General features: G+C 44.6%; 27 protein-coding genes, 1 pseudogene and 1 riboswitch. Of the genes and pseudogenes, 10 read left to right on the top strand and 18 right to left on the bottom strand.

All coding sequences use genetic code 11. The features are described from left to right. Positions 1 to 40: 40 nt before the first annotated feature. From K6G33_RS12610 to K6G33_RS12565, 10 genes and pseudogenes are all read right to left on the bottom strand, one after another. Positions 41 to 376 carry a hypothetical protein gene (locus K6G33_RS12610; RefSeq protein ID WP_296780077.1) on the bottom strand — a complete coding sequence of 112 codons (336 nt, stop codon included), beginning with the start codon at positions 374 to 376 and terminating at the stop codon, positions 41 to 43. Between the two features lies 1 nt (position 377). Beyond that, positions 378 to 734, bottom strand: a complete 357-nt coding sequence (locus K6G33_RS12605; RefSeq protein ID WP_296780073.1) for a hypothetical protein — start codon at positions 732 to 734, stop codon at positions 378 to 380. Next, positions 715 to 978, bottom strand: coding sequence for a hypothetical protein (locus tag K6G33_RS12600; RefSeq protein WP_296780069.1), 264 nt, complete (start codon positions 976 to 978; stop codon positions 715 to 717). Before K6G33_RS12600 ends, K6G33_RS12605 begins: the two co-directional genes overlap by 20 nt. 14 nt (positions 979 to 992) lie before the next feature. Next, positions 993 to 1247: a hypothetical protein gene (locus K6G33_RS12595; RefSeq protein ID WP_296780067.1), complete on the bottom strand. Its 255-nt coding sequence runs from the start codon at positions 1245 to 1247 to the stop codon at positions 993 to 995. Positions 1248 to 1390: 143 nt separating this feature from the next. After that, complete coding sequence (locus K6G33_RS12590) at positions 1391 to 2293, bottom strand: capsid protein (protein WP_296780063.1); 903 nt, start codon at positions 2291 to 2293, stop codon at positions 1391 to 1393. A 15-nt stretch (positions 2294 to 2308) separates the two neighbouring features. Then, positions 2309 to 2848 (bottom strand): hypothetical protein, encoded by a 540-nt coding sequence (locus tag K6G33_RS12585; protein ID WP_296780062.1) that lies wholly within the window; start codon positions 2846 to 2848, stop codon positions 2309 to 2311. 160 nt (positions 2849 to 3008) lie between these two features. Beyond that, positions 3009 to 3095: pseudogene (locus K6G33_RS12580) on the bottom strand (ABC transporter ATPase); the annotation flags it as partial. Between the two features lie 40 nt (positions 3096 to 3135). Beyond that, on the bottom strand, positions 3136 to 3351 hold the full coding sequence (locus tag K6G33_RS12575; RefSeq protein WP_296780060.1) for a hypothetical protein: 216 nt from the start codon (positions 3349 to 3351) through the stop codon (positions 3136 to 3138). 3 nt (positions 3352 to 3354) lie between these two features. Then, the gene (locus K6G33_RS12570) at positions 3355 to 4029 is read right to left on the bottom strand and encodes an antA/AntB antirepressor family protein (protein ID WP_296780057.1); all 675 of its coding nucleotides are present in this window, start codon (positions 4027 to 4029) and stop codon (positions 3355 to 3357) included. Continuing rightward, the gene (locus K6G33_RS12565; RefSeq protein WP_296780054.1) at positions 4026 to 4205 is read right to left on the bottom strand and encodes a hypothetical protein; all 180 of its coding nucleotides are present in this window, start codon (positions 4203 to 4205) and stop codon (positions 4026 to 4028) included. The genes K6G33_RS12570 and K6G33_RS12565 overlap by 4 nt, the downstream gene beginning before the upstream one ends. A 66-nt stretch (positions 4206 to 4271) precedes the next feature. On the opposite strand from K6G33_RS12565, the gene K6G33_RS12560 reads away from it, so the two are divergent. The 4 genes from K6G33_RS12560 to K6G33_RS12545 all read left to right on the top strand — a co-directional run bounded on the left by K6G33_RS12560 (position 4272) and on the right by K6G33_RS12545 (position 7589). Next, a complete protein-coding gene (locus tag K6G33_RS12560) occupies positions 4272 to 4589 on the top strand; it encodes a hypothetical protein (RefSeq protein ID WP_296780051.1) in 318 nt (105 codons plus the stop codon). Positions 4590 to 5061: 472 nt separating this feature from the next. Continuing rightward, positions 5062 to 5787 (top strand): XRE family transcriptional regulator, encoded by a 726-nt coding sequence (locus K6G33_RS12555; RefSeq protein ID WP_296780048.1) that lies wholly within the window; start codon positions 5062 to 5064, stop codon positions 5785 to 5787. A 3-nt stretch (positions 5788 to 5790) separates the two neighbouring features. Continuing rightward, positions 5791 to 6351, top strand: a complete 561-nt coding sequence (locus K6G33_RS12550; protein ID WP_296780046.1) for a zeta toxin family protein — start codon at positions 5791 to 5793, stop codon at positions 6349 to 6351. 134 nt (positions 6352 to 6485) lie between these two features. Next, the gene (locus K6G33_RS12545; protein ID WP_296780043.1) at positions 6486 to 7589 is read left to right on the top strand and encodes a tyrosine-type recombinase/integrase; all 1104 of its coding nucleotides are present in this window, start codon (positions 6486 to 6488) and stop codon (positions 7587 to 7589) included. Between the two features lie 116 nt (positions 7590 to 7705). Here the strand turns inward: K6G33_RS12545 and K6G33_RS12540 are convergent, their stop codons facing one another. From K6G33_RS12540 to K6G33_RS12515, 6 genes are read right to left on the bottom strand one after another with little or no spacing between them, the layout of a single operon-like run. Next, positions 7706 to 8653 (bottom strand): DMT family transporter, encoded by a 948-nt coding sequence (locus K6G33_RS12540; RefSeq protein WP_296780040.1) that lies wholly within the window; start codon positions 8651 to 8653, stop codon positions 7706 to 7708. Next, positions 8643 to 9758 (bottom strand): ABC transporter ATP-binding protein, encoded by a 1116-nt coding sequence (locus K6G33_RS12535; protein ID WP_296780037.1) that lies wholly within the window; start codon positions 9756 to 9758, stop codon positions 8643 to 8645. Before K6G33_RS12535 ends, K6G33_RS12540 begins: the two co-directional genes overlap by 11 nt. Continuing rightward, positions 9751 to 10773 (bottom strand): iron ABC transporter permease, encoded by a 1023-nt coding sequence (locus tag K6G33_RS12530; RefSeq protein ID WP_296780034.1) that lies wholly within the window; start codon positions 10771 to 10773, stop codon positions 9751 to 9753. Before K6G33_RS12530 ends, K6G33_RS12535 begins: the two co-directional genes overlap by 8 nt. Continuing rightward, a complete protein-coding gene (locus K6G33_RS12525) occupies positions 10773 to 11897 on the bottom strand; it encodes an ABC transporter substrate-binding protein (RefSeq protein ID WP_296780032.1) in 1125 nt (374 codons plus the stop codon). Before K6G33_RS12525 ends, K6G33_RS12530 begins: the two co-directional genes overlap by 1 nt. Position 11898: 1 nt before the next feature. Further along, on the bottom strand, positions 11899 to 12807 hold the full coding sequence (locus K6G33_RS12520; RefSeq protein ID WP_296780030.1) for a hypothetical protein: 909 nt from the start codon (positions 12805 to 12807) through the stop codon (positions 11899 to 11901). A 51-nt stretch (positions 12808 to 12858) separates the two neighbouring features. Continuing rightward, positions 12859 to 13896, bottom strand: a complete 1038-nt coding sequence (locus K6G33_RS12515; protein WP_296780026.1) for a sirohydrochlorin cobaltochelatase — start codon at positions 13894 to 13896, stop codon at positions 12859 to 12861. Positions 13897 to 14033: 137 nt separating this feature from the next. Beyond that, positions 14034 to 14238: riboswitch (cobalamin riboswitch) on the bottom strand. Positions 14239 to 14484: 246 nt separating this feature from the next. On the opposite strand from K6G33_RS12515, the gene K6G33_RS12510 reads away from it, so the two are divergent. Both K6G33_RS12510 and K6G33_RS12505 read left to right on the top strand, forming a co-directional pair. Continuing rightward, positions 14485 to 17166 (top strand): family 43 glycosylhydrolase, encoded by a 2682-nt coding sequence (locus tag K6G33_RS12510; protein ID WP_296780022.1) that lies wholly within the window; start codon positions 14485 to 14487, stop codon positions 17164 to 17166. Between the two features lie 164 nt (positions 17167 to 17330). Further along, positions 17331 to 19670, top strand: a complete 2340-nt coding sequence (locus K6G33_RS12505) for a clostripain-related cysteine peptidase (protein ID WP_296780019.1) — start codon at positions 17331 to 17333, stop codon at positions 19668 to 19670. Between the two features lie 123 nt (positions 19671 to 19793). Here K6G33_RS12505 and K6G33_RS12500 read toward each other — a convergent pair whose 3' ends face one another. Both K6G33_RS12500 and K6G33_RS15295 read right to left on the bottom strand, forming a co-directional pair. Further along, complete coding sequence (locus K6G33_RS12500; RefSeq protein ID WP_296780016.1) at positions 19794 to 20366, bottom strand: flavin reductase family protein; 573 nt, start codon at positions 20364 to 20366, stop codon at positions 19794 to 19796. A 445-nt stretch (positions 20367 to 20811) separates the two neighbouring features. Beyond that, positions 20812 to 21198 (bottom strand): phage integrase SAM-like domain-containing protein, encoded by a 387-nt coding sequence (locus tag K6G33_RS15295; RefSeq protein WP_367270507.1) that lies wholly within the window; start codon positions 21196 to 21198, stop codon positions 20812 to 20814. Positions 21199 to 22405: 1207 nt separating this feature from the next. On the opposite strand from K6G33_RS15295, the gene K6G33_RS12495 reads away from it, so the two are divergent. The 4 genes from K6G33_RS12495 (at position 22406) to K6G33_RS12480 (ending at position 25670) form a co-directional block, all read left to right on the top strand. Next, positions 22406 to 23074 (top strand): response regulator transcription factor, encoded by a 669-nt coding sequence (locus K6G33_RS12495; RefSeq protein WP_296780013.1) that lies wholly within the window; start codon positions 22406 to 22408, stop codon positions 23072 to 23074. A gap of 80 nt (positions 23075 to 23154) precedes the next feature. Further along, positions 23155 to 24069 carry an ABC transporter ATP-binding protein gene (locus K6G33_RS12490; RefSeq protein ID WP_296780010.1) on the top strand — a complete coding sequence of 305 codons (915 nt, stop codon included), beginning with the start codon at positions 23155 to 23157 and terminating at the stop codon, positions 24067 to 24069. Continuing rightward, positions 24062 to 24784 (top strand): hypothetical protein, encoded by a 723-nt coding sequence (locus K6G33_RS12485; protein ID WP_296780007.1) that lies wholly within the window; start codon positions 24062 to 24064, stop codon positions 24782 to 24784. The genes K6G33_RS12490 and K6G33_RS12485 overlap by 8 nt, the downstream gene beginning before the upstream one ends. A 76-nt stretch (positions 24785 to 24860) precedes the next feature. Beyond that, entirely contained in the window at positions 24861 to 25670 is an 810-nt protein-coding gene (locus K6G33_RS12480) for a sensor histidine kinase (RefSeq protein WP_367270506.1), read from the top strand. The last annotated feature ends 191 nt before the right edge of the window (positions 25671 to 25861 follow it).

Here is a 25861-nt window from a genome sequence, read left to right as displayed (position 1 = left end):
CTCCTTATTGCAACAGGATAAAGACTGATCTCCACCTTCATCAGATTAGCTCCAATCGCGTGTAGTTGACTGTACCATCAGGGTTGCGGTTCTTTTGACTTGCGTATATGTGGCGATGTATACCGCTGAGCACATCAACATCACCCTCGATAGTATCAGCGTCGGGAGCAATATCACCATTGAATAGAGCTACTGCATTAAGTGTTATGATCTGCTTGTCAGCAGTCATACGCTGTACAGTCTTTTCTGAGTAGTTGCACTTTCCCTCATATGTGATAGTGCGCTTAGGAGAGCCGTCCATATTAAGACCGCTCTCCCTGTACACTGTTATGGGGGTTTTACACACTTTATCAGGCACAAGCTGAGGATATTTCATGTCATATCAGCCCCCTGTAGCACAGTCCCGTCTGCATAAGCAGACTGTAAACCTCACTTGATGTAGTTACGCTGCCAACCGTTACTATTTTCGATTTGTCAAAGCTCATGCTTACACCGTTGATTGAGTACGCAGCAAGCGGACTGTCAAGCAGCTCCGCGTTGTCAAAGCAAAAGTCCATATGCAACTGTACTGCTTCTTTGATAAGCCCCTGCTGAAACTCTGTCAAGTTCTCAAAGCCTGCCTTGACTATCCTGTTATACGTTAGGCTGTCAATGTCACGGCAAGCCCTGCGAATTCTGCTTTCGAGCTGCTCCGCAGGGATATCACCGCTGTATTCACTTGGATTCAGATACATCAGGCTCACCGCCTGACTTTCCCTTCTTTTTTGGCTGCTCTTCTGCCGGAGCTGCAAGCTTTTCAGCTGCAAGAGCGTTATACTTTGCAAGGAGCTCATCATACTCCTTGCGGCTCACTGTACTTGATGCGGAACGCTCAATGAGCTTTCCACTGTCATCATAGATATCATATCCTGCTGCGAGATATGATGCCTTATTGTTCTTGTCTACGTTGTAGACCTTATTATCCTTACGCGCTGTCATATATCGTCCCTCCTTTACGATGATTCACAGGTCAGACCGTTAAGGTTAATATACTGTGTAACTTCTCCGCCACTGCTGTTTATAGCAACGACCTTGAAGCGCTGGATATCCTTGTTTGTTACCTTGAACACGCCGTTCTTATCAGGATCATTGATAAGCTCAACAAGTCCGCTGCTTACGGAAGGTTCAAGTCCGACCTTTACAGATGTGTAGTTACTCCAGTTTGATGCTGTGAATTTGAGAGCGAGGAAGTTACCTGCTCCCCACACGTTAGTAATAGCATTGCCTGCTGCAAGATACTTTAATGTTCCTGTAGCATTGCCGTCACTAATTGATACGTCGCTCTGGATATCACTTACACTTACGCCGAAAAGCTCCGTCTCACTGTTCTCGGCTCCAACAGTGAGACTTGTCAGGGGTTTGTTGTGTGCATGATGCAGCCCTGAGCAAAGAGCTGATCGATAGCAAATGTGCCGTTGTATCTTCTGTTCTGGTACAGATAGTTGTCAGCTGTTCGGCTGTCTGTGCCTGGTGCAAAGAAGTGAATGTAGCTGTACTTAACTCTCGATACCTGGCATTCTGGATCAATAAGGATATAGTCTATATTCTTAGCTCCGTCAGCAGGAACGCAGCCATTCGTGAAGTTGAAAGCTGTCTTCATACGAGCCGAAGGAACTACCTGAATGTGTGTGATATCGTCGAGAGTATGAACTGTTCTGTCAATAACACCATTGTTGCTGTTGACATTCATCGTTCTCTGAATATCTGTTGCCTGCTTGATAAGCTTCTTGTAAGCAGCTGTACAGAACAGGATAACCCTGTCAAGCGGTACGCCTGCATCTTCCAGAGCTACAAGATTGTCGTCGAAGTCGCTAAGAACGTTCGATGCTGTCAGAGCAGATGTCTTGATCGTTGCACTAACACGGCTTGCTTCGGAATAAATCTTGCTGAATGTGTAGCAGTCAAGTTCAGGAATAGCCTGCGTCTTCTCGAAGCGGCTATGGATATTGGCAACAGAAAGAACACTGTCAGTCTCGTCAACGTCCATAGGATCTACAGCAAACTCAATGTCTCTGTCGTGGTCAAGGCTCTTATTCTCGTAGTCATTAGCATATGAGCCGGTGTTGAATCCGAGTGAACCTCTTGTATGATCCTTATAGCCCGATACGGTCAGCTTAGGTATCTTGATATCCTTAGCGCCGTTTACCTTGATATCAAGGTTTGAATGGAAAAGAGCGTCGGAAGTCAGCTCCTGTCCGTAGAGTTCTCTCAGCTTATTTTCAAAGCGAGCAACATAGTTAATAGTATTTGGCATATTATCAGTCCTTTCTTACTTTTTGCGGTGAATGCCAAAAGCTTCATCAAGCTTGTCATCATCCGCGGTATTGTCTTCTTTTGGCGTTTCAGCTCCAACCTTGAAGCCACTCTTGCCCCTATCGTCGGCGGTATGCTTCCACTCGGGATATTTCTTTGCAACTGCCTGCAAAGCTTCCACGATAGTGATACCGTCACGCTTGGCGGCATTCTCGGCAATAAGCACAGCGTCCTCGATGTACTCACCCTTGAAGCCTGCATTGTGTGCCTCCAACTGAGCTTTCAGACGTGCATTCTCAGCACGGAGCTCATCGTTCTCAGCTTTATAGTCAGGCGCTGCTTCGAGCGTGCTCTCAGGCTGTTCAGATTCAGCAGCAGGAGCTGTCTCAGCAGTCTCGGGTGCAGTTCCCTCCGTCTGCTCTGTTGTGGCTTCTGAGGGCGTTTCTGTGGCTGTTTCAGCCTTGGTCTCCTCAGCTGCTGCCGTCTCTTCGGCAGGCTTCTCAGCCTCGGGCTTCTTGTCCTTCTCCTCTGCAGGAGTGGTGTTCTCGTTTTCCATAGTGTACCTCACTTTCATCTGGGTATAAAAATAGCACTTGCCGCCGACATTCATGTCGGTCGCAAATGCTTATAAGCGTTATTTAACGCACGTTTTAACACACGCGCGTGTTAAAAACGTTATTCAGTTCCCTCTTACGGTCATTTCGATCACATCCTATTTACTTATTTGTCGTGCCAAGTACACGGCGTTCTATCCTGTCCTCAACTCTACGATTCATCCACATCAGAGCTTCCTCAATGTGAGTACCGAAAGTACCACGATAAGCGTTATCCCGAGTACTGTTATCACGCCTGCTCCTCCGATCTTGCTTCTATCCACTGTCTGAGCAGCGGCATATAGATGTGGAATACAGGCTCTTTCGTTACGACGACCGCGTCCCCGAACGGGTATACACGCTGCACAATCCCTGCTCTCAGGTCGGCATCAGATATCTGCATACCATGTTCACGCAGTATCTTCGCAGCGTCCTTGATGCCTATAACGACCATTACCTTTGCCATAGTTCATGCTCCTTTCATAGCTTTAAGCTGTAGCCGTCTCGCATCGATAGTTGTTCTAAGCATCGTGTCTGGCTTGAACGTTCTGCAAAACTCAATAGCTGCATCGAACTGTCCGACAACTATCTGCTCAACTTCTTTTACATTCATAGCCTTGCACAGCTCCCTGCGAAGCTCGATCTTGATTTCTATTCCGATATCGTCATAGAGCCTGCCTGAGCTGCACAAGTCAATAGACTTTATCCTCATTTCCTTTTTCAGCTCTTCAGCCTGCTGTGCGCTGATAGGGGTGTTGTCTCGCTCCTGTTCGAGCTGCTTTATCTTCTGACCTGCATATTTGAGCGCCCTACCCATAATAGCTTCAGGAGAGTTCCACTGCTTCTCGACCTCGATGAAGTACTGTCTGCACTTCCTGCCGATATCGCTGCGCTGTATCATGCATATCTCTTTTGCCATGTCTATGGTGAGCTGGTGGTCAGTGTACGTTACTTCGTTTTTCTGAGCTGTTACTCTTTTTTGAGTAAGAGTTATATAGTCCGAATTTTCGGCAAATCCATATTCGCACATTCTTTTAAACCAGTCGTTATATCTGGCTTTGATTTCCAGAGCTTTGTGCAGCTCTCTGCCCATTACTGTAGGGCGGTCATTGTTGTCGTTGTTGATCTTGATAATTTCATTCATTCTCTTCCCTCACTTTCTTGTTTAGTTTTCTTTAAGCACCGCATACTTTTTAGCATTGCAAATGTCATATCCATAAAAGCGCTGATAAGCGCCTTTTCATTTTCACCAAGTGACTCATACAAATTTTCGAAGTTCTCAGGCGAAGTACTACGAATATCTTTTTTCGTTTCTGTCATGTTTTCACCTCCTTGAATTATCACCGCCGCCCTGATATAATAAGTAATGGAGAGGAGGTGAATAAAATGGATATAACTAAAAAAGAATACGAGCTTTTAAAGAAATTCAAACGAGCTGAATATCTCATAATTAGTGATGATATTACAGATATTCTGCTTGATAAAGGTCTTATCGCTCATAAAACTTCTAAAGTTAATCGTGACGGCAGCACAACTGAATCTCCCGAACTTGTTATCACAAATAACGGCATGATTGCTTATGAAAAATACTACGAAGAACATCGAGAAATGCGACGCACGTCTTTTCATGCTTGGGCGGCACTGATTATTTCACTGCTTGCTCTTGCTGTGTCTGCAACGGATATAATTCTTCGTTTAGTTTAAAATGTTCGCACGGAGCTTTATCACATTTGGAACAGAAGAAATAACCACTTCTTAGCTGAATATGATATGTACAAATGCGACAGTATTCATCGCTTTTGTATTCACCATGAGATAATGTCGCTTCAAGCTGTTCATGCAGTTTATCAATTTCCTTATCCTTGAATCTCAGTTCTGCTTCAAGCTCTCTAACTTTTTTGCGTAATACAAAGTAGCCTATCATTTCCCTCCCACCCCCTTTTCATTTTTTCTGTAGGCTTCCGTTGCCTGCAAGAATATAATAGCGCAATCATTGCTAATTGTCAATATAAAGTTAGCAATGTTATTGCTGAAATATTGAACGAATTATTTGTGTTTTTTAATGCAATCTGCACAATTCTTGCTAATTTTTAAGTACTTATTGACAAAACAGCAATAATCATGCTATAATCTAAATAGCAATCAATTTGCTATATTATAGATTGGAGATGATATAATGGATATAAATATAAAACTTAAGCAATTGAGAAAACAAAAAGGTATTAATCAAGAAGAAGCCGCCGACCTTTTAGGTGTGAGCCTAAGTTCTTATCAAAAATATGAACGTGAAAAAAACAGCGTAACACCGTCTTTAGAAGTGCTCATGAAACTCGCCGACTTCTACGACGTAACAACCGACTATCTTCTCGGACGCGAGCCTGGGGCTGACACATTAGCTCCACTCGGTCTCGAAATAGGAGAAAAAAGCGCTCTTGAAGTCTATCTACAGCTTCCAGAAGATAAACGTCAAGTAATTATAGATACAATGATAGCTCTTGGAGCTGCTGCGAAGCAGAGCCGTGAAGTGTCAGCTCAGGAGCTTAGGAAGATGATAACAAAAAAATTCTCCTGTCTGCTTACAAGTGCAGGCACAGGAGAATTACTTGATGATGAAAATATTGAGATGCGAGAATTCCCGGACAGTCCGCAGGTGCGTGAAGCTGATATAATAATACCTGTGGACGGCAACAGCATGGAACCTGAGATATCTGACGGCGATCAGCTGTGTATAAAGTGTTGTGATGATATCGACGTAGGCGAAATAGGCGTGTTTATCGTCGATGGTAAAGGCTACGTAAAACAGAAAGGTGAAGACCGCCTTATCTCACTAAATCCAGAATATGATGATATCTATGCTAAGGAATATAAGTGCGTGGGTAAGGTCATCGGAAAGGTAGAATGAGTTATGAATATATACACAATAATCGGCGGAGTAAACGGCTCAGGCAAAAGCAGCCTATCAGGAGTGTTATCTGCTGAGAGCTCAGAGCTTGGCATCATCATTGACACCGATAAGCTTACCGCTGAGCTTGGCGGTGATCGCATAAAAGGCGGCAAGGCTGCTATATCTCTTATAGATGACTGCCTTAAAAAGCGTATCAACTTCACACAGGAAACTACTCTGTCAGGTGTAAGGACCGTAAAAACTATCCAGAGAGCCCGTGACCTTGATTACTATATAAGACTGTACTATGTAGGAGTAAGCTCCTCAGAAGAAAGCATAAAGCGAATAAAGAACCGTGTAGAAAAAGGCGGTCACGATATACCGTCCTCAGACGTTGAGAGACGCTATCTGAAACGCTTTGACGACCTCGCTAAGGTCCTGCCCTACTGCAATGAAGTGCGCTTCTATGATAACGAGAACGGCTTTGTAGAGAAAGCTGAATATAAAAACGGTCAACTCATAACAAAAGGCAGCAATATACCTCAATGGCTCTCAGAACTGAAAGATTATCTTGAAAAATAAGGAGGGATCACTATATAATAAAAAATCCCCCACGGTACTGGTAATACCGCAGGGGATAATGAGTGCTATGATATAATCATAACGTTGCAAGTTAAGTATATCATAGCTCTCCTGAAATGTCAAGGAGGGATATTATGTTATGCATCAAATGTGGGAAAGAAATACCTGACAACTCTGCATACTGCAATTACTGCGGTAAAAAGCAGACCGTCAAGCCAAAACCTAAATATCACAAGCGAGAACACGGAACCGGGACTATCCATTTCGACAAACGCTATAAGAAGCCGTGGATAGCTCTTGCGCCGTCCAGTAAGTACGGCAAAGGCAGACAATACATAGGCAGCTACCCCACCAGAAACGAAGCCCGGATAGCTCTTGATGAGTTTATTCAAAACGGCAGACCTGAGCTCTACAACGCCACTCTGTCAGACATCTACGAAATATGGTCTAAAACGCATTTTAAGGGCGTTTCAAAGTCGGCGGTAGAATTATACTCCTCGATGTGGAAACGCTTCAAAAACGTGCAGGAAATGCCTGTGAGAGAGCTTAGAACAGCACACGTACAAGAGATAGTAAATGCAGCTACTTCCAAGAGCTCTGCGGAGATCATAAAAGCAATGGCGACAATGCTTTGCAAGTGTGCTATGGAGAATGATATCATTGCTAAGAATTACGCTGAATTTGTGAAAATACCAAAGTTTGAGAAGAAAGAAAAACGTATCTTCACTTCTGAGGAAATAAAAAAGCTCTGGATCCACTCTGATAATAAAAATGTCCAGGCTGTTCTGTTTATGATATATACCGGATTCCGTATTGGTGAAGTCACGGCTATAACAGTAGAAGATGTTCACCTTGAAGAAGGGTACATTATAGGCGGAGAAAAGACCGAAGCCGGCAAGAACCGTATCGTTCCGATACCTCAGAGCATACCTGAGCTGTCAGCGTTCGTGCATGATTGGTGCAAAGATGCACGAACGGGAAAGTTGTTTCCAATGACTATACACAAATTTCGCACTAATGTCTTTTACGCTGCACTCGCCGCAGCTCAGATCGATGCAACAGATCTGACACCACATTGTACACGTCACACGTTCGCTTCGATATCTTCGGCGGCAGGTGTAAAACCTGAACATCTTCAGAAAATCATCGGTCACGCAAATTTCAATACCACTGCTGAGGTCTATATTCATCAAGATATAAAGACTCTGATAAGTGAAATGCGAAAGATCAATAAATAAAAAATGCTCCCTGTTGAACGAATCAACAGGGAGTTCTTTTTGCATCGGATTGTATGTAAATAGTATGTAAAATAGAGATTTTTGCCTATTTTGCGTTGTTTCAAGTTAAAATAATCTTAAATGCGTTGTTTTTCAGATGATCGTTTTTTGTTTGGAAGGTTGACGATTATTATACCGGCTGTTACAAGAACAAGAGCAAATGCCACTCTGAGCGGACCTGCCGAGTTTCTTTCCGAAAGCAGCAAAAATGACAGTATAACACCAAAAACAGGATTCATAAAGCCGAATACCGATATAGCCGAAACAGGATTGTGCTTCAGAAGCGTTCCCCATATGGAAAAAGCTGCTGCTGAAACAACGGCAAGATAAATAAGCATGAGACTTCCCGAAGCATTGAACTTCATCATTCTTCCGCCTGCTCCCAAACCTAAAAGCATCATAAAAATGCCGCCAAAAATGAACTGCCAGCCACTCAGCAGAACAGGGTCTTCTCTCCGCGAAAAACGCTTTATAAGTGCTGCTGAAAACGCATACGACAGTGCCGAAAAGAATACAAAACCTTCACCTGTCAAACTGAAACTGCCGCCTATTCCGCTTATATTGATGAGGATAACTCCCGAAAAGCCTACCGCACACCCAAGCATCTTGCGAAGGGTAAGCTTCTCTGTTCTGAACACCAGCGCTGATACAATGATGGAAAGGAACACATTTGACGCAGTGATGACCGAGCTTTTCATTCCTGTACTGCGGGCAAGACCTATATAAAAGAAGGTATACTGCAAAATCGTCTGAAATAACGATAAAAGCGCAATTTTCGGAAAAGTCTCCACCCTTGGGAACAGCGGCTTTTTTTCGACGATACTGCCGATGATAAGCGCGAGAACGCCTGCAAGAGTAAATCTCATGCCTGCATACAGTATCTGCGAAAAAGTATTATCGGAAGCAATGTCCGAAAAACTGTATCCCAGCTTTATACACGGAAAAGCACTTCCCCACAGCAGACAGCAAAGCAGTGTAAGCGGCAGCACCACTGTTTTTTTAGTTAGCATTTCTTTATCGCTCATTTTTTAGCTCCTTTGTCAATATACCGAGCTGCTCGGCTTCATCGCGAAGTCTGCGGCAGTACTCGTTCACAGCACCGAATCTGCTGACGCTGCATATGACAGACCTGCATTTTTTCATGACCGCAAGAGCGCTTTCAAAGCTCTCCTGCGTAACAGCTTCAAACGGCTTTTCAGTGATGAGCTTTGAAGCCAATGCGTGGGCTACAGGGAACTCTATATCGTTTTCATGGATCACACCTGCCGCAAAAGGCACTCCCCTGCGCTGAAGTGAACGGTAAACATCTATGCCGCTTCCTCCGCCGCCAATTACGAACACTTCAGGCTCTCCCTCACAACGTCCGAGTTCAGGTGTTCCGAAGCTCTCACAGAAGCTTCCCGCAGAAACTCCGTAAAGACCGCTTATGTAGTCTCCCGAAAAAATTTCTTCGGGAGTACCTGTACGGTCAAGTTTTTCACCTCTGACACATATTATCCTGTCCGACACACGCTGTGCGAGGTCAAGCTCATGGAGTGAAAGGATAATAGCGGTATTGCGCTCAGAGGCGAGCTTTTTCAGTATGCTCATAAGTTCCAGCTTGTATTTGACATCGAGAAATGTTGTCGGCTCATCAAGTATGAGCACCTCAGGTTCGCGGCATATTGCGCCTGCAAGCAGAACACGCTGACGCTGACCGTCACTTATCCTGTCAAATTCCCTGTCAGCAAGCATCTCGATATCCACCAGCTTCATGGCATCACGCACTTTCGCCCTATCCTCATAGGAAAGTATACCAAGACTTCCGGTATACGGATATCTTCCCATCTCAACAACGTCAATGCAGCGCATATATTCGGTCTTTACACGGTTTGTGAGAAGCACGGAGACAGTCCGCGCAAGTGCATTTCCGCTCAGTTCTTCCAGCTTTTCCTTTCCGATGAAAACAGTTCCGCCGAGCGGTTCGAGCTGACGGCATATGGTTTTCAGTATCGTTGATTTTCCTGCTCCGTTAGGCCCTATTATAGTGAGTATCTTTCCGCATTCGGCAGTGAGCTCCACACCGCTGATTATCACTTTTTTACCGTATCCTACAGAAAGCTTCTCTGCGCGAAGTACAGCTTCACTCATTTTTAGCTCTCCTCTCTCTGTGCATAAGGATATAAATAACGATCGGCGCTCCGAATACGGAAGTTACTGTGCTTATACTCAGTTCGGTCGGAGCAAATACCGTCCTCGTGATGAAGTCGCACAGCAGACAGAACACTGCCCCTCCGAGGAAACAGGCAGGGATAATGTATATGGGTCTGGCAGTCCTGAAAATGCTTTTTACTATGTGCGGAACAGCAACTCCCACAAAGGAAACGGGGCCCGCAAAAGCCGTAACACAAGCTGAAAGCACACTTGAAAGCAGGATAAGCGCTGCACGGAACGCCTTTATATGTACGCCTGAGTTTGCTGCATACTGCTCACCGAGCTGATAGGCATTCATCGGTTTTGATAGCATGAACGCGCATATACAAGCAGGAAAAACTATCGAAGCTGCGGTTATCACGTCGCTTTTGCCTATTCCCGAAAAGCTTCCCATGGACCAGTTATGGAGATTGACAATATTGGAATCGTCAGAAAAATTCACAACAAAATCCGTAACTGCCGAACAGATGTAACCTATCATTACACCGCAGACAATAAGGACTGACATACGCCTTACTTTAGCGGAAATAAGAAGAATAAAGCTCATAGATATCATTGCACCTGCAAAAGCTGCCGCAACCATCGCAAATGAGTTCGGAGCAAAACCGTGAGAAAGTGAGTATACCATAAGCAGAGCAACGACAAGCTTTGCTCCCGATGAAACGCCAAGTATATACGGTCCTGCGATAGGGTTTGCAAAGAAATTCTGAAGCAGGAAACCTGAGACCGCCAGTGCTCCGCCAAGTATGACTGCGGCAGCAGTACGCGGCAGTCTGAGCCCTGTTATGATATTGTAAGCTACCTTGTCGGAATCGGGATCTCTCAGTGCGCTTATCAGGTGTGACGGTGCGATATCAGCACTGCCTGCACATATATTGAGCAGAGCAAGTCCGATGAGCAGAAGAATAAGTGCTGTATATCCGCCGATAAATCGAAGTTTACGAGTTTTCATCATTTATCCTCCAGACGGTAAATGAAATACATTTTTGATTTTGCTTCACCTGTAAAAATACTGTGCAGCTCCGCTATCATGTCCGCCGCACCTGTTGTCTGCTGGAACATATTCTTCTCGGTACACCACACATCACTGCTTTTAACTGCTGAAAAGTCACTGAGGAGCGGAAACTTTTCGAGCAGTTCGTCAACAGTAGATACCTCACCTGCTATCGTGCTGTTGTATATCAGCACATCAGCGTCCCATGCTTTTTCATAGAAAGACTCGGGCTGTATAGTCATGGTCGAAAGCGAATTCTCATCGGTATTCAGATCATCGGCATTAAAAATGTACTCTCCCCCTGCCATGCGTATCATCTCGGGAACATAATCGGCAGGCTTTCGCACCACAACTCCGCCCGAAGAATTGATATAGAAAAATGCTGCCGTTTTACCGCTTTTTTCGTCGAGGAGAATGCTTTCGAGCTGTTTTGTTTTTTCGTCAAAAAACTTCTCGGTCTGCTCCTCACAGCCGAAAATAATACCATACAGCTTGATCCATTCCATACGTCCGAGAGGGTCGCTCTCATAGCTTGAACGTTCCACAAGGACAGGTACGCCGAGAGCTTCCAGCTTTTCCTTGACCTCGGGGCTGTGGTAGATCATCGTGGACTCTATAGCAAGTCCGCAGTCAGATTCGAGGATAGCCTCATAATCAGGAGCACTGTACTTGCCTACGTAGGTCAGCGCTCCGCTGTCCATAGCATTTCTCACAGCAGGAAGGCTCCAGTCATCGTACTTTGTCGATGTCATAGAGACATGGTCGAACGCCCCTGCGCCGTCAATGAGATCCATAGCCGATGACGCAGCGTTATACACATTCAGTACGGGCTGCTTTATAATGATATCGCCGTTCGTGTCCGCAGGGACATCTGCATTTTCGGGGACTACAAGGTAATCATCATCGCCTATTGATACCCTTGTGCAGCCATTGTCAAGGTATTCCGCCGAAAACTGCTTAGCATATTTCAGCTCCAGCTGTCTGCCCTGTGAAGCAGCTTTTTCCGTACTGCCGCCGCTCTTTGCCGAACAGCCGAACAGCATCAGAACAGCTGAAGCTGTAATAAAAATACGCTTTACCATATCACTTCTTTATACTTGCAGAGTCGAAGAAAAGCGTATACTCTATCTCATGAGGAGTGCTCATTGCAATAGTATCGGCTTTAACAGCCAACTTATAGTCAAAGCCCGAAACAGGGATATCGAATACGGAAAATTCCTCTGTAGTTGTGGGCAGTATCTTCTCTTCACCGACTATCATATAGTCATACTTATTGCTACTCCAGATTATCTCAGCGGAAGCCTTGCCGTCCTTGACTGTGAGCTTTGCAGGAGACTGCACACTTGCCTTGCCCGAACCACCGTCAAGCTTTACGTCCACTTTGTACTCGCCGTCAGCCAGCGCAAGTGACTCGACAGTTGTCACAGCACCGTCGCCAAGAGCTTCAACAGGAAGCGAATCAGCACGGAAAACCAGCTTGCGGTCGTACCACTGTTCCTTGCGCTTGCTGAAAGCTGCACAATCTATCTCCTTGTCAAGAGCCTCAACAGGTACAATGAACTCAACAACATCGCTGCTTTCCTCAGCAGGTATATAATCAGCTTCATCAGCCTTTTCAGCTTCTTCGCCTGTTCCCATGAAAAGGTACTCGTAGCCGCTTCCGCTCATAGTCATTTTAGCGGTCATCTTACCGTCCTTGACTGTTAGCTTGCAGGCTGTTACCTTGAACATGGACGAGCTTGAATCAACATTTATATCGTACTCGCCCTCTTTTACGGAATCAGCAGATAAAGCCTTCATCCCATCATAGCCTACTTCCTGCTGCGGAGCTGTTACCTGCTCGGTAGTCGGCTCGGCAGTTGTTTCGGCAGCAGTAGTGGTAACGGCTTCTGTAGTTGTCTCCACATTTGTTTCAGGCGCGGCGTTGTCCGAGCATGAGCAGAATGACGCAGCAACAAGCAATACAGCGGATATAAGAATACTTTTTTTCATAATTATCACCTTTTAAAGAAGCAGCCGACATAACGTCGACTGCTCTGATATTTATTTGATTGAATCTATAGCCTTCTGAGCGTGTTCAACATAAAGCTTCTGGATTTCTTCGTTTTCACCAAGACCTCTCAGCAAGCACTTTACTTCATAGCCCTCAGCCTCAAATATTGACTTCCATGAATCCTCTTCGTCGCCTGCCATATCGTTGTTAGCGTGGTCGCCGGCAACTACCATAAGAGGTTCAAGGACAACCTTCTTATAGCTGCCTGCCTTTACCTTTTCGAGTACATCTTCAACGGAAGGCTCAGCCTCAACAGTGCCTACATAGTAGTTTGCAAATCCGTCCTTAGCAAGGAGATCCTGCATCTTCTGATAGATAGCATTGGAATCTGCCTCTGTACCGTGACCCATGAAGCAGATAGCAGTCTCACCGTCGTCATACTCCTTAGTCCAGTCAGTGATAGCCTTTTCTACCTTAGTGAAATCATCGTCGCTCATAAGGAGCGGCTCACCAATAGAAACCTTCTCGAATGCATCGGAATACTCAGCGATCTTGTCTGTGAGTTCCTCATACTCAAGTCCGTTCATAAGGTGTGTCGGCTGAACAACAAGGTTCTTTACGCCGTTATCTACAGCTCTCTTGAGTGCATCTTCAATGTCGTCGATCTTTATACCGTCACGCTTCTCAACATGGTCGATAACGATATTAGCAGTAAATCCGCGGCGAACAGAATAATCCGGGAAAGCCTTTTCGAGAGCGTTCTCAATAGCTCCTATAGTAAGACGGCGGCTGTCGTTGAAGCTTGTACCGAAGCTGATAACGAGAAGCTCATTCTCACCGATATCGTCCTGATTGCGTACATTGTCGAGAGAAGCATCTCCTGTATCGTAATTCTCCTCATCATCTTCCTCAGCAGCCTCAGTGGTCGTCTGTTCCTCTGTAGCAGCCTCCTCTGTTGTAGTTACAGCCTCAGTTGTTACTGCTTCGGTTGCCTTTTCGGTCTTATCATCTTTCTTTTCGCTTCCGCATGAAACGAAACAAGCAGCAGTAAGTGTGAGTGCTGAAACAGCAGCGATCATTCTTTTCATTTTCATTTCCTCCTGTCATCATTCAAAGACAAAGGTCGTGCATAAAAATACCCTCCGCATAACGGAAGGCATGACAACAAAAGCTCCTGTAAAAACGGAGCAATGGTACGATCAATGCCTCGTGATCTGAGCATAACAGCTCTGTACCGATAAACGGCAGGTTTCCTGACTCAGGAGCAATAACACATTTTCCGCCTTCCCGATTTCTCAGTGGCTGCCCTTCAGAGCATGGAAGTATGCTGCTCCAATACAGTGACGAGATCGTGCATGATTTTCACCTGCTTCCCTTTTACCCTCTTGTACCGCCAAAACGGCAGAGGCACCGTTTACCTTTTCAGTTTTGAATATTCATGAATACATATAGATTATAGCACAGTTTGACACCGATGCAAATAGTTCGGCAAAAAAATCGTATGATTCCATAAATTTAATTAAAGTAAGGACATTATTTCTGGTACTATAAAAACACATACAATATCAAATATTATTATACATATCTAAAATATTTTTGTGCATCTACGTTTTATTGACAAAATCAACAAAAAAAGCTATAATACTATCAGCAAACTTGTATTGGAGGATATTAAAATGAAAACTAACAAGCTAATTGCTGCTGTTTTGTCGGGCTGCATGATGCTATCGGCTGTTACAGGCATTTCAGCAGCTGCCGTAGATCGTGTATCGGTACACGATCCGTCGATAATAAAAACAAATGACACATACTATGTCTTCGGCTCTCATATTGAAGCCGCAAAATCAAAAGACCTGCAAAACTGGAAACGCTTTTCAAACGGATATGCCACCACAAACAATGTGGAGTTCGGCAACCTTTCCCAGAACCTGAAAAAAGCCTTCGCATGGGCCGGCGAAGACCTTGAAGACTGTGCAGGCGGATTTGCTGTATGGGCTCCTGATGTGGTCTGGGACGCTGATTACATAAACTCAGACGGCACCAAGGGCGCATACCTCATGTACTTCTGCACCTCATCGACCTATATGCGCTCGGTCATCGCTTATGCAGCTTCAAAGAATATCGAAGGTCCGTACACATTTGTGGATACGCTGATATACTCGGGCTTCACCAATAACGACAGCTATGCTAAAAGCAACACAAAAAACGTCAACCGAAAATACACCTCCACTAACGTTGACGAGCTTATCGCTCAGGGCAAGGTGACCTTCAACAACAGCTGGTTCAACAAGAACAACTTCAACAACAAGCTCTTCCCTAATGCCATCGACCCAACTATCTACTTTGATACAAACGGCAAAATGTATATGTGCTACGGTTCATGGTCGGGAGGTATTTTTTCCCTTGAAATAGATCCTAAGACAGGTCAGTGCATACACCCGAAAACCGGTACGACATCTGACGGCAGAATGGTGGACAGCTACTTCGGCACAAAAATATCGGGCGGCTACGGAAAATCAGGTGAAGGACCTTTCATCGAGTACAACGCCGACACGGGCTACTATTATTTATGGGTAACCTTCGGCGGACTGACCTCCACAGGCGGTTACAATATGCGTGTGTTCCGCTCAGCATCGCCACTCGGTCCCTTTACAGACCCCGCAGGCAGACAGGCTGTTCTCCCCACAAATCCCGATCTTAATTCCACAGGTCTGAAAGTAATGGGCAACTATAAATTCAGCTCTCTCAGCAAAGCTTACATGGCTTGCGGACATAACTCGGTACTCCGCGATGATGACGGCAAGTGGTATCTGTTCTACCATACACGTTTTGATGACGGTGCAGAATACCACGAAGTCCGCGTACATTCCATGTATTTCAATTCACAAGGCTGGCCTGTAGTTGCTCCCTATGAGTATTCGGGAGATGATATCTCTGCAAGCGGCTACAACGAATCCGATATCATCGGCGAATATGAGTTCATTAACCACGGGAACTCCACAGACGGAAAGATAATCAATTACAGTACGATAAAGCTCAATGAGGACGGAACTATCAGCGGAAGCGTAAGCGGTAAATGGTCACAGGCTAAGGACAACGCCGAAGCTGAAATAACCATAGGCGGACAGGCTTACTACGGATATTTCCTCGCTGCCAAGGACGAAAACGGCAAAAAGGTCATGTCCTTTACAGCAGTCGGCAGCAACAACCAGACTATATGGGGAGCTCAGACAAAACAGTTCAGCGGCAGCGACCGTTCCGGTACAGCCGACTTCACAGACCAAAACTCTCAGCTCATCAACAAAGCCGATACTGTCTCGAGAAGCAGCAAGGCTGAATATCTCAGCAAAACCGAGCTTCTCAGCGGCGTACCTTATTATATTATCAATCATAACAGCGGCAAAGCTATAGACTTGCCAAACGGAAAACTGGATATCGGTACGAATATCCAGCAGTGGGAGCGCAACGGCAGCTGGGCACAGCAGTGGCGCTTTATATCTGTTGATGAGGACTATTTCCGCATTGTTTCCATTGGTGACGAGTCCAGGTGTATAGCAGTTGCTCAGGATTCCGCTGACGACGGCGTGAATGTGGAGCTTCAGCAGTACACAGGCGCAGACAATCAGCTCTTTAAGCTAAAGAAGTTCGGCACTGAGTACGGTATAGTATCCAAATGCTCAAAGGATACAGGCGGTCTTGATGTTTACGAATGGTCAAAAGAAAACGGCGGCAATGTTAATCAGTGGAATTACTGGGAGGGCGGCTGTCAGATATGGAGCATCACTCCCGTTCATTCATTTGTAAGCAACGGTAACTATACTGTACGCTGCACTGACAGCGGTCAGTCCATAGGCAGCCACAACGGTCAGCTCACACAGAACAGCAGCACCCTCAACGATAATATCTGGAACTTTACAAAGCTTGACGACGGCAGCTATTCAATAAAAAATATGTCCGGAAAAGCTCTTACTGTCGGTAACAATGAGCTTTCACTCTCTGAGTTCACAGGCTCAGAACAACAGAGCTTCCGTATCATTTGCAACAAGGACGGCTCCTACTCTGTACTTAATGCCGAAAATTGCATAGAGCTGAATACAGAAAAGCTCGGCATGGAAGCTTTCACAGGTGCAAACACACAGAAATTCGTGCTCGAACCAATTATCGCTGAGGAAGAAAAGCTTATCGTCGGAGATGTTAACGCTGACGGAGCTCTTAACACTGCCGACCTCGTAATGCTCCAGAAGTATCTTCTCGGCACAGCAGCTCTCACAGAGCCTTCGGCAGCAGACATAAACGGCGACGGAACAATAGATGTTTTCGATAATATCGCGCTCCGCAAACTGATTTTAAAGCAATAAAAATATATAACGCACAGTGTTGTCTAAGGCAGCGGCACTGTGCTTTTTTTTTACAAAATCCATTTCTGATCTGCTATTTTCCTTGACATTCCATGTGAAAATGTGTAAAATATATGTGTGTGAGCATTTTTCCACACTAAAGAGTAAAACACACGGAGGTAAATATGGATCCTAATCAGAACAGACCGCAGGGCAGACGCAAAAACGTCACTTCAGGCGGTAATGGAGCACATAGACGAGGCGAAGGACTCGGAACAGGACCTGTCGGCTCAGGAAGTTATACAGGCAGTTCAACAAGCGGAGGCGGCGGAATGAAAAGAGCTGCGGCTGGCGGTGGCGGACTTGCTTCTCTCCTTGTCATAGGCTTACTTATATTCAAATTCTTAGGCGGCAGCGGTGCAGGCGATCTTATGGGCTCCCTCACAGGCGGAAGCGGTTCTGCTCCTGCAGGATTTGATTTCAGCTCATCAAACACATCAGCAGGAAGCTCTACCAGTGATACTGCTGTTGATACAAGCGTTGCAACAGGCTCACGCGACAAGAGAACTGTCATCAAAGGAAATAATCAGGACGTTGTTACTATAATGGTATATATGTGCGGCACTGACCTTGAATCAAAGTACGGCATGGCATCGTCTGATATGGAAGAAATGAAAAACGCTTCATACGGCGACAATGTAAATGTCATTGTATTCACAGGCGGCTGCTCAAAGTGGAAAACAAACGGTGTCAGCAACAAGGTCAACCAGATCTACCAGATCAAGAACGGTCAGATCGACAGACTTGTTGATGATGCTGGAAATAAGGCTATGACCGACCCGAATAATCTTTCTTCATTCATTCAGTTCTGCGCCGAGCACTTCCCTGCTAACAGAAATGAACTCATTCTCTGGGATCACGGCGGCGGATCTGTAACAGGCTACGGCTACGATGAAAAGAACAAAAGCAGCGGTTCTATGAGCCTTGCAGGAGTAGATCAGGCGCTCAGAGCAAGCAAGGTAAAGTTCGACTTTATCGGCTTTGACGCTTGCCTCATGGCAACAGCCGAAACAGCTCTCATGCTCAATGAACACGCAGACTACCTCATCGCATCTGAGGAAACAGAACCCGGTATCGGCTGGTATTACACAAACTGGCTCACAAAGCTTGGCAAGAACACCTCAATGCCTACACTTGACATCGGAAAGAATATCGTAGACGATTTCGTTTCAGAGTGTGCAAAGAAGTGCCGCGGTCAGAAGACCACTCTTTCCGTTATCGACCTTGCCGAGTTCTCAAATACCGTCCCCAATGACCTTAACGCTTTCGCAAAATCTATAAGCACAAAGATATCCAAGGACGAATACAAGGATATTTCCAACGCAAGATACTCCACAAGAGAATTTGCCGAAAGCAGCCGAATAGATCAGGTAGATCTTGTAAACCTTGCTGAGAATGTCGGAACTTCCGAAGGAAAAGCTCTCACAAAAGCACTCAAGAATGCAGTAAAGTACAACAAAACATCATCAAACATGACCAATGCTTACGGTGTTTCGATATACTTCCCATATCAGCGCACATCTTACGTTGACAGCGCCTGCAAAACTTACGACAAGATCGGAATGGATTCCGAGTACTCAAAGTGCATCAAGCAGTTCGCAAAGCTTGAAACAGGCGGACAGATCGCAGCAGGCGGCACCGGTTCGCCTCTTGGCTCACTGTTCGGACTCGGCGGTTCATCAGGCTCATCAGGCAGCGCAGACATGATAGGCTCGCTCCTTTCAAGCTTCCTTGGCGGCGGAAGAAGCATAGACGGTCTTGACAGCACAAATACAGAGTTCATGCAAGATACAGACATTGATGATGAAGCAGAGTACCTCTCGACCCACTATTTTGACGCTTCTAAGCTCACATGGGAGAAGAATAACAATTCATACACCATGAAGCTCTCCGAATCACAGTGGGAAATGGTCCACAAGCTCGATCTTAATATGTTCTACGACGACGGTACGGGATATATCGACCTCGGACTTGACAACATCTACTCGTTTACAGATGACGGTGACCTTATTGCCGACACCGAAAAGAACTGGCTCTCGATCAACGGAAATGTAGTTGCTTACTATCACACCGATACAACAAATAACGGCTCAGAACAGATCACCAGAGGCTATGTGCCCGCACTTCTCAACGGCGAAAGAGTTAATCTCATTATCGTTTTTGACGATTCTCACCCCGACGGATATATCGCAGGTGCTTCAACAGATTACGTTAACGGTGAAACAAATGCAGTTGCTAAGAACCTCACTGAGCTCAATGTCGGCGACAAGTTGGACTTCATCTGCGATTACTACAGCTATGATATGGAGTATCAGGACAGCTACTTCATCGGCGACCAGATAACATATTCCGAAAATATGGCCATCAGCAATACCAATGTCGGAAACGGTGCGTGTCATATCCTCTACCGCTTCTCGGATATATACAATCAGGACTATTGGTCCGAACCCATTGTGATAAAATAATACACTTCAAAAGGCAGTCTTTAATACAGATACTTATATAGAAGTTTTGCCCCGAAGCAGTTGAAATGCTTCGGGGCATTGCATTATCATTTTACACGGCTGATAAAATATATCAGGATTTGTTTATTTCAAGAATACTTTTCCTTCACTCCAAGCCTTGCCAACTTTCTCGCCAAGTTTGTAATAGCTGTTACTGAAGGATTCGCAGAAGATCATTCCGATTTTTCCTGTGTCGATCTTACCGTCTTCGCCAAGCACGGTTTCATCTGCCGCCATATTTACTACTCTCGCAAGCACAGCTGTGAAATTGCCTTTTTCAATAAATTCGATAAGCTCGCACTCAATGACCACAGGACTGCCGACGATGATCGGTGCGTCTACAAATTTGCTTTTTACCGCTTTCAGACCTGTTCTTTCAAACTTGTCGGGAACTCTGTATCCTGATACTGTACCGAGATAGTCGCTTTCCTTCATTAAGGCTTCATTGGCGAGAGTAAGGGTAAAAGCTTTTCTCTTTTCGATGTTCGCATGACTCTTTTTCGGCTTGCCGATACAGCATACCAGATCTCCGGCATTTGTTCTGGTCACTTCGTGAAGATTCATCACATTAACTGTATTGTCATCGTTGTATGTCGCTGCCATCAATACGGGTGATGCATATCCGTAAGAAAACGCTTTTGCTCCTAAGTCTTTCATTTAGTATTCCTCCATTCCATTTTTGTAACTCATGAAATTCCGATTTACTTGAACAATCTTGTCTTATACCGCATAACAAAGCCACATAAGAGTCCTTTTGCATTACTGAATATGCATTTGGTCAACAAAAGGGCAACTTTTGTAGCTTTTGGTCAACTGCGGTAACTTGTTTTATGCTCCCTTGATTTCAGGTTTATCAGGAAGTATTTTGGTTACGGCTTCACAGGAATGTCTGTCATTCTCGGTCATCGAATGAGCATAATACATTAATGTTGTATCAGATCTCGAATGTCCTGCACGCCTGGCAACATCAGTAAGATACCTGCTTTGAGCTGTAAACTGATTGCTGTATGTCTCAGCTGATGCGGATAGAAATGCGGAAGGCCGTGAGTCTCATTAAAATAGGTGAGCCAGCTTCTTGCTGCATCTACCTTGAGATGTTCTCCTAGGTATAGTTTGTTCCTTCTGAATAAAGAGCTTTGAAAAAATTCTGAAGTTCTTCTGTCAGAGCCTTTATCTCCACCTTTTCCTTTTTGGGCGGTGTAGCATAAGCTGCATAATTTTTCGGAATAATACCTTCTTTTGTTGCAAATGCAAGAATTATGCGTATTACACTATGGATATATCTCACATGTTTCTTGCTTTTACCACATTCAAGGAGTTCGGAGTATAGCTTGTTCAGTACATTCGGTACGAGATTTTTAAGCTGAATGTGACCGATATGCTTCTCTATACTTTTGAGCACTTGTCGGTAGGCTATAGCTGTACCTTCAGTAATGTCGGACTTCTCTTTAATACCGATAACATACTCTGCATATTCTGCAAAAGTAATTCGTGAATCTGTTAAAGTTTGTTCCTCTATACCTTTCTCGAATATTGCAGCTTGCTTCTCGGCATTTTTCCTGTTCCAGCTCTCGCTCTAGCTGTTGTCATATTTAATAGAGAGATTTCTGAAAACTTGTTTACCCGTTTTCGGTATCGCGGTGATCGAAAACTCTGATACGATATGAAGTTATCTTGCCGTCTTTGTTTCTGCGTTCCTGAATGTTCATAAGCTCACCTCCGTTACTTTAGAGGTGATGATTTTAAATGACTGTCTGTACATAAAACTTTCCTTTCCGACAGTCGAATACTATGCTGAAATTATGCCACAGATTTTCCGACTTGTCACTACTTTTTTTTATGTATCAAACATTTTTTGTGACAGAGCTTACTGGAAATCCTGTGCCTTTATTGTATCATAACTCCGACAATAATGCAAATTAAAGTATACCGAGAAATAAATGCTGTAATTTGAAGTATTCTTTGGTGACTTATAATTATCTGAGATAAGATTTTCCCTGTTTATACAATGCGCTGAATTTCTCGAAAACTACTGTAAAATACCAAAAGGAAATTGTTCATTTCGTAGAAAGTTGTTCTGAAGAAAAAACTGTGTTCAAATATAATATTTTTCGTCGAAAAGCAAGCTGAGCTTATACTAATTTCAGCATAAAGACAAAGGGACTGGGAATATCTCAGTAAAGCAAGCCGCAAGTGTTTCGATTTTTCAAAAAATCGAAAGTGTACGTACACTTGATATGCTTGCTCCCCGCTGAAAAAGCAAATACAGCTTTTGAGTGAAATGCCAAAGTGTACTGGCACTGGCGATGCTTGCTATTCTCCCAAGCGCTCTGAATGAGCCAAAAACTCTTTCAGTTTTTCTCTGTATCGCAGGAGACGCTTTCACTGAAAATCATCATATTCCGAAATCCATTTGAAATCAAAAATGTAATCCGTTAATGCTTTTGTAGGAATCATTTTTCTGTACTACTACAATAAAAAACAAGCACTTCTGTCTTCATAAGCACTGTACTTTTCATGAATTCCCAGTAGTGATATTTCTCTTGTTAAGACCAAGGGCGCACTTATATACAACTGACATGGTATGTGCGCTCTGCAATGCATAAGAAATAATCCCACAAATGATTTTCAAACTTGCAATTCACTAAAATAAATGATATAATAAATGCTATAATAAAAATGTTTCGAGGTGAACTATGTCCCACATTCTTATTTTCGACGATGACGAACATATCAGCGGAATGCTCTCAGAAGCCCTGACTGCCGAGGGCTACACGATTTCCGCGGCATATTCGGGCACTGAGGCTCTTATGCTGCTCTCAAAAGAAAAGCCAGACCTGATACTCCTTGACCTTATGCTCCCCGGACTCAGCGGAGAAAAGCTCCTTCCTCAGATAAAGGATATCCCTGTTATTATAGTAAGCGCTAAAGCTGATGTTGCAGACAAGGTGGAGCTTCTCCTCGGCGGCGCGGCGGATTACATCACCAAGCCATTCGATATGCAGGAGCTTCTTGCCCGTATCGCTGTACAGCTCAGAAAAAACAGTGGCAATACGGACAAGGCAGCTTTGAGCTTCTGCGGTATAACGCTGAATACAGACACTCATACCGTTGATGTTAATGGTACAGAGATAAAGCTCACAAGGACGGAATATGCCATACTGAAGCTTCTGATGCAGAATCCCGAGCAGGTGGTGGCAAAGCTGACCATACTGGAGCGTATCAGCGATGATACTCCCGATTGTACCGAGGATTCACTGAAAATACATATCCATAATCTGCGCCGTAAGCTGAAAGCGGTAACAGGAAAAGAATATATCTCAGCGGTCTGGGGCATTGGCTTTATGATGACGAAAAAAACTTAACCCTATCTTAACTGTTTCCTTAACCGATTTCTTAACTTTTGTGTGATATACTGTTTTCAGAAACAAAAGGAGGTCATAATATGGACTATGTTCTGAAAACTAATGCTCTTTGCAAGCAATATAAGGATTTCAAAGCTCTCAGCGGCGTGACCATGAGTGTGCCAAAGGGCTCTGTTTACGGATTTGTAGGCAGGAACGGCGCAGGCAAGACCACGCTGATACGCCTCATATGCGGTATGCAGTTCCCGACGGATGGCGAGTTTGAGATATACGGCGTAAAAAACACGGATGCTGCGATATCAGACTCACGCAAGCGTATCGGCGCTGTTGTGGAAACTCCGTCACTTTTCCCCGAAATGACTGCACAGGATAACCTGAAATACCAGTACAGACTGCTCGGGCTTCCAAGCTTTGAAGGGATAACGGAGCTGCTGAAGCTTGTAGGACTTGAAAATACTGGCAAGAAGAAAGCTAAGGATTTCTCCCTCGGTATGAGACAGCGCCTCGGTATCGCAGTTGCTCTCTGCGGGAATCCTGATTTTCTCATTCTCGACGAGCCCATAAACGGACTTGATCCGCAGGGCATCATTGAGATACGCGAGCTTATACTAAAGCTCAACCGTGAGCGCAATATCACTGTCCTTATCTCATCACATATCCTTGATGAACTTGCAAGGCTTGCAACACATTACGGCTTTATCGACAAGGGTTCTATTGTCCGCGAAATGAGCGCAGAGGATCTCGAAGCTGCCTGCCGAAAATGCATAAGAGTCACGGTAACGGATACCTCTGCGGCTGTAAGAGCTCTGGACGATATGAAGCTTGAATACAGGGTCATCGGCGACAACTACATTGATATCTATGCAAAGCCGAATATATCCAAACTTTCGGCTGCCTTAGAAAAGGAAAACTGTGAGATACTGAGTTGTACAGAACACGATGAAACTCTGGAAGGCTTCTTTATTTCTCTTGTAGGGGGGGGCAGTGATGAGTAAGCTTCTTAACGCTGATATGTCAAGGATATTAAAGGCAAAGTCATTATATTACGGAATGATAATCACGGCATTGCTTTCTGTGATATTCGTACTTCTCAACAAGGAGGACAACGCTTTCACATCAATTCCCGAGGGCGGTGCATTACTGATACTTCCCATATTTATCGGGGCGGTCATCGCTCTTAACATATCCACTGAATTTACCAGCGGAGCTATCAGAAACAAGCTGATAATCGGTCACAGCAGAGTCAATATAATCCTTTCATGGGCAATATGCTTTACACTGGTAACTATTCTTTTCTTTGCAGTTTACGAAACGGCTGCTTTTGTTTCAGCTTCGCTCCTTTCCTATGATCTTTCAGCAGTTCATGGAGACAACGTTGTAAAAAACCTTCTTCTTGTATTTATACTTGTTCTCAGCAATATATTCATGAGTATGCTCGTATGCGTTATTATCGAGGATGTCCGCAGCGTTGCCGTAATGTTCCTGATACAGTTCTCACTTATGCTTTTTTCCACGCTTGGATATGAAGCGCTCGCGGGAAATGAGACTGCGGAGCTCATATTCCGTTTCTTCCCACAGGGACAGCTTGAAAGCCTCAGCGTACTGACCGCTCCCGACAAACCGCTTCTGACTGTGGTATGCGCTGTTATATCAGGCGCTGCCATGCTCATACTCACTATAGTTTATTTCAGAAAACACGATATGAAATGAGGTAATTGAGTTGATTTATGTGATCTTTTTTGTCATGGCTGCTGTGATTATATTTCTTACAGTCAAGGTCTGCCTTTTGAAAAAATCAGCAAAAGAGATCACAGCTGCAATGCCTGATATAATAAAAAAGGATACCAACGCCCTTATCGGTATTTCCTGCCGCGACAGGGATATGTGCAAGCTTGCCGACAGCCTCAACAAGCAGCTGAAAGAAATACGTGAACAGCAGCTTCGCTATGAGCTTGGCAATACTGAGCTGAAAAATGCCATTACCAATATATCCCACGACCTGAGGACTCCGCTTACGGCGATATGCGGCTATCTGGATATGTTCGGCAAGACCGGCGATACTGAGAAGCAGCAGCGCTATCTTGACATAATGCACGAGCGTGCCGACATGATGAAGCAGCTTACCGAGGAACTCTTCCGCTACTCGGTCATAGTTACCGACGACACCGAAATGGAGTGTGAAAACGTCTTTGTAAATCAGCTTCTTGCGGAGAGTATCAGCAGCTTTTATCCTGCATTGAAAAGCCGCGGCATAGAGCCGAAAATAGAGCTGACGGAGCAACGCGTGGAACGATTTGTCAACAAGGCGGCACTGTCAAGGGTTTTCTCAAATCTGCTTAACAACGCTGTTAAATACAGCGGCGGCGACCTTGAAATTTTCCTTTTCCATACGGGTGATATAACATTTTCAAACACGACAAAGGAGCTCTCCGCTGTTGATGTGGAGCAGCTCTTTGACCGTTTCTACACAGTCGAAGCTGCACATCATTCCACAGGTCTTGGACTCTCCATAGCGCGTACTCTGGTGGAGCGCATGGGCGGCACTATTACCGCTGAATATAACAAGGAACGACTCAATATAATACTGAAGCTTTGAAAGTGTAAGATTTCTGAAGAAAAAAGTCAGCTTGTACGGATTGTACAAGCTGCAGCCTGTCAAAAAAGTCCAGCTTTCGGCTGGACTTTTTCTGTGTACTATGGTAAGATAGAAAATAAGGCGGTGAAAATAATGCTGAAACAAGAAGCTGAAAACAGAAGACAGATGGAATTTTTCTGCATAGATCAATT

It is taken from the genome of Ruminococcus sp., from assembly GCF_024691275.1.
Lineage (GTDB): Bacteria > Bacillota > Clostridia > Oscillospirales > Ruminococcaceae > Ruminococcus.
This window is presented reverse-complemented; position numbering and strand designations above follow the sequence as displayed.

What these genes read in the sequence shown, in the direction of transcription:
- K6G33_RS12535 (WP_296780037.1), bottom strand. Translation starts at nt 9,758, where the DNA reads ATGAGTGAAGCTGTACTTCGCGCAGAGAAGCTTTCTGTAGGATACGGT.
- K6G33_RS12490 (WP_296780010.1), top strand. Translation starts at nt 23,155, where the DNA reads ATGGACTATGTTCTGAAAACTAATGCTCTTTGCAAGCAATATAAGGAT.
- K6G33_RS12560 (WP_296780051.1), top strand. Translation starts at nt 4,272, where the DNA reads ATGGATATAACTAAAAAAGAATACGAGCTTTTAAAGAAATTCAAACGA.
- K6G33_RS12545 (WP_296780043.1), top strand. Translation starts at nt 6,486, where the DNA reads ATGTTATGCATCAAATGTGGGAAAGAAATACCTGACAACTCTGCATAC.
- K6G33_RS12530 (WP_296780034.1), bottom strand. Translation starts at nt 10,773, where the DNA reads ATGAAAACTCGTAAACTTCGATTTATCGGCGGATATACAGCACTTATT.
- K6G33_RS12500 (WP_296780016.1), bottom strand. Translation starts at nt 20,366, where the DNA reads ATGAAAGACTTAGGAGCAAAAGCGTTTTCTTACGGATATGCATCACCC.
- K6G33_RS12600 (WP_296780069.1), bottom strand. Translation starts at nt 978, where the DNA reads ATGACAGCGCGTAAGGATAATAAGGTCTACAACGTAGACAAGAACAAT.
- K6G33_RS12575 (WP_296780060.1), bottom strand. Translation starts at nt 3,351, where the DNA reads ATGGCAAAGGTAATGGTCGTTATAGGCATCAAGGACGCTGCGAAGATA.
- K6G33_RS12585 (WP_296780062.1), bottom strand. Translation starts at nt 2,848, where the DNA reads ATGGAAAACGAGAACACCACTCCTGCAGAGGAGAAGGACAAGAAGCCC.
- K6G33_RS12505 (WP_296780019.1), top strand. Translation starts at nt 17,331, where the DNA reads ATGGATCCTAATCAGAACAGACCGCAGGGCAGACGCAAAAACGTCACT.
- K6G33_RS12525 (WP_296780032.1), bottom strand. Translation starts at nt 11,897, where the DNA reads ATGGTAAAGCGTATTTTTATTACAGCTTCAGCTGTTCTGATGCTGTTC.
- K6G33_RS12565 (WP_296780054.1), bottom strand. Translation starts at nt 4,205, where the DNA reads ATGACAGAAACGAAAAAAGATATTCGTAGTACTTCGCCTGAGAACTTC.
- K6G33_RS12550 (WP_296780046.1), top strand. Translation starts at nt 5,791, where the DNA reads ATGAATATATACACAATAATCGGCGGAGTAAACGGCTCAGGCAAAAGC.
- K6G33_RS12515 (WP_296780026.1), bottom strand. Translation starts at nt 13,896, where the DNA reads ATGAAAAGAATGATCGCTGCTGTTTCAGCACTCACACTTACTGCTGCT.
- K6G33_RS12520 (WP_296780030.1), bottom strand. Translation starts at nt 12,807, where the DNA reads ATGAAAAAAAGTATTCTTATATCCGCTGTATTGCTTGTTGCTGCGTCA.
- K6G33_RS12605 (WP_296780073.1), bottom strand. Translation starts at nt 734, where the DNA reads ATGTATCTGAATCCAAGTGAATACAGCGGTGATATCCCTGCGGAGCAG.
- K6G33_RS12570 (WP_296780057.1), bottom strand. Translation starts at nt 4,029, where the DNA reads ATGAATGAAATTATCAAGATCAACAACGACAACAATGACCGCCCTACA.
- K6G33_RS12590 (WP_296780063.1), bottom strand. Translation starts at nt 2,293, where the DNA reads ATGCCAAATACTATTAACTATGTTGCTCGCTTTGAAAATAAGCTGAGA.
- K6G33_RS12610 (WP_296780077.1), bottom strand. Translation starts at nt 376, where the DNA reads ATGAAATATCCTCAGCTTGTGCCTGATAAAGTGTGTAAAACCCCCATA.
- K6G33_RS12540 (WP_296780040.1), bottom strand. Translation starts at nt 8,653, where the DNA reads ATGAGCGATAAAGAAATGCTAACTAAAAAAACAGTGGTGCTGCCGCTT.
- K6G33_RS12555 (WP_296780048.1), top strand. Translation starts at nt 5,062, where the DNA reads ATGGATATAAATATAAAACTTAAGCAATTGAGAAAACAAAAAGGTATT.
- K6G33_RS12495 (WP_296780013.1), top strand. Translation starts at nt 22,406, where the DNA reads ATGTCCCACATTCTTATTTTCGACGATGACGAACATATCAGCGGAATG.
- K6G33_RS12510 (WP_296780022.1), top strand. Translation starts at nt 14,485, where the DNA reads ATGAAAACTAACAAGCTAATTGCTGCTGTTTTGTCGGGCTGCATGATG.
- K6G33_RS12485 (WP_296780007.1), top strand. Translation starts at nt 24,062, where the DNA reads ATGAGTAAGCTTCTTAACGCTGATATGTCAAGGATATTAAAGGCAAAG.